The organism is Microbispora sp. H10836 (assembly GCF_012999525.1).
Lineage (GTDB): Bacteria > Actinomycetota > Actinomycetes > Streptosporangiales > Streptosporangiaceae > Microbispora.
In genome coordinates this window covers 1-1,826 of sequence record NZ_JABBWU010000053.1, presented here as the reverse complement: position 1 = coordinate 1,826, position 1,826 = coordinate 1, and the positions used below count along the sequence as shown (strand labels likewise).

Below are 1,826 nucleotides of genomic sequence, written 5' to 3'. Positions count from 1 at the left end.
GAGCAATAGTCAAGATCTGTGGATGAGTTGTTGTCGCCTCGCCTGGTGTGGCTACTGGGGGTCGTCGGTCTGCCAGGGGTAGAGAAGCTGCTCGGGGCGCAGCTGCCATGCTTGGAGCGTCGTGGTCAGCTCCGGCTCGCCGTGGACCGTCGTGGCCCTGATCAGGGCGGCGTCGATGTCGTAGTCGAAGCCGTTGATGCGCTCGGCGTCGTAGTCCCAGTGCTGCAGCCGGAACGTGCGGGAATGGTCGGCTCGTTTCCAGCCCTGTTGGAGGGCTTGGGTGTCGGCTGGGGTGGTGATCGGGGTGATATCGATGAAGGCTCGCCGACCGGGCTGGGAGGCTGGGACCTCGATGACCAATCGCTGGCCGAGACGCAACGCGTTCAGCTTGTCGGCAGGCCATTCTGGTTCGCTGCTGGTGAGATGGGGCGGCGTGTTCATGCAGCCGTCTCCGCCGGTCGTTCAACGAGTTGACCGCGTACGAAGGTCGCGCCGGCGCGGACGAGGGCGACGAGGTGGGGAGCGTTGACCGAGCGCCAGCGGGCCTGGGCCGACTCGATCAGTTTGAAGGCCATGGCGAGCCCGGCCGCCCGGGATCCGGGGCCTTTGGTGACCTTGGTGCGGTGCCGGACGGTGGCGAAGGTCGACTCGATCGGGTTGGTCGTGCGCAGATGCACCCAGTGTTCGGCCGGGAAGTCGTAGAAGGCCAGCAACTCGTCGACATCGTCGACGATCTTGGCCACGGCCTTGCCGTACTTGGCGCCGTAGGCGACCTGGAACGCCTTCACCGCCGCCACCGCGTGATCCTTGTCCTCGGCGTTCCAGATCTCCGCCAGCGCCTTCTTCGCGCCGGGCTGTGCCGACTTCGGCAGCGCCGACAACACATTGGCAATCTTGTGAAACCAACACCTCTGGGCCCTGGCCTGCGGGAACACCTCACCCAGCGCCGCCCAAAACCCCAACGCGCCGTCCCCGACGGCCAGCACCGGCGCACGCATCCCCCGCCGTTTACAGTCGCGCAGCAGGTCCGCCCACGACTCGGTCGACTCCCGGTAGCCGTCGGCCAGCGCGATCAGTTCCTTGCGGCCGTCGGCACGCACCCCGATCATCACCAGCAGACACAGCCGGTGCTCCTCCAGTCGGACGTTGACGTGGACCCCGTCCGCCCACAGATAGACGTAGTCCACACCGGACAGGTCCCGGGCGGCGAAGGCGCGCTGCTCGGCCTTCCACTGCTCGGTCAACCGGGTAATCACCGGCGCGGACAGCCCCGACGAAGAGCCGAGGAACTGCCCCAGCGCCGGGACGAAGTCCCCGCTGGACAGGCCGTGCAGGTACAGCAGCGGCAGCACCTCGGTGACCTTCGGTGTCTTGCGCGCCCAGGGCGGCAGGATCGCCGAGGAGAATCGCTTGCGTTCGCCGGTGACCTCATCGGTGCGCTTGTCGTTGACGCGCGGCGCACGGACCTCGATGGCGCCGGCCGCGGTCAGCACCTGGCGCGGCTGGTGGTAGCCGTTGCGCACCACCAGACGGCGGCCATCGTCGTCACGTTCGCCGGCGAACTGGGCGATATAGGCGTCGACCTCGGCTTTGAGCGCTTCGGCGAGCATCCTGCGGGCGCCCTCCCGGACGATCTCGTCGATCAGCGAGGAGGAGACCGGGCCGTCTGCCATGCGGCGGTCGCCGTCAGCGGGGTCAGGGACTACGGTGAGCACGGGTGTGCCTTCCCGACCGACGTTGGCGCGTCGGTCATGCATGAGACCTACATGATCATCGGGAAGGTACACCCCTTCCCTGTAGATCCACAGGTTCTAAGCATTGCTCCT

At 67.1% G+C, this 1,826-nt stretch carries 2 protein-coding genes; both read right to left on the bottom strand.

The window, feature by feature from the left end; genetic code table 11:
• Positions 1 to 51: 51 nt before the first annotated feature.
• Positions 52 to 441, bottom strand: coding sequence for a hypothetical protein (locus tag HHX30_RS40190; protein ID WP_211593485.1), 390 nt, complete (start codon positions 439 to 441; stop codon positions 52 to 54).
• A complete protein-coding gene (locus tag HHX30_RS40185) occupies positions 438 to 1,715 on the bottom strand; it encodes an IS256 family transposase (protein WP_396707004.1) in 1,278 nt (425 codons plus the stop codon). Before HHX30_RS40185 ends, HHX30_RS40190 begins: the two co-directional genes overlap by 4 nt.
• Between the last annotated feature and the right edge of the window lie 111 nt (positions 1,716 to 1,826).

Coding starts and splice junctions, on each gene's coding strand:
- HHX30_RS40190 (WP_211593485.1), bottom strand. CDS start 441: ATGAACACGCCGCCCCATCTCACCAGCAGCGAACCAGAATGGCCTGCC.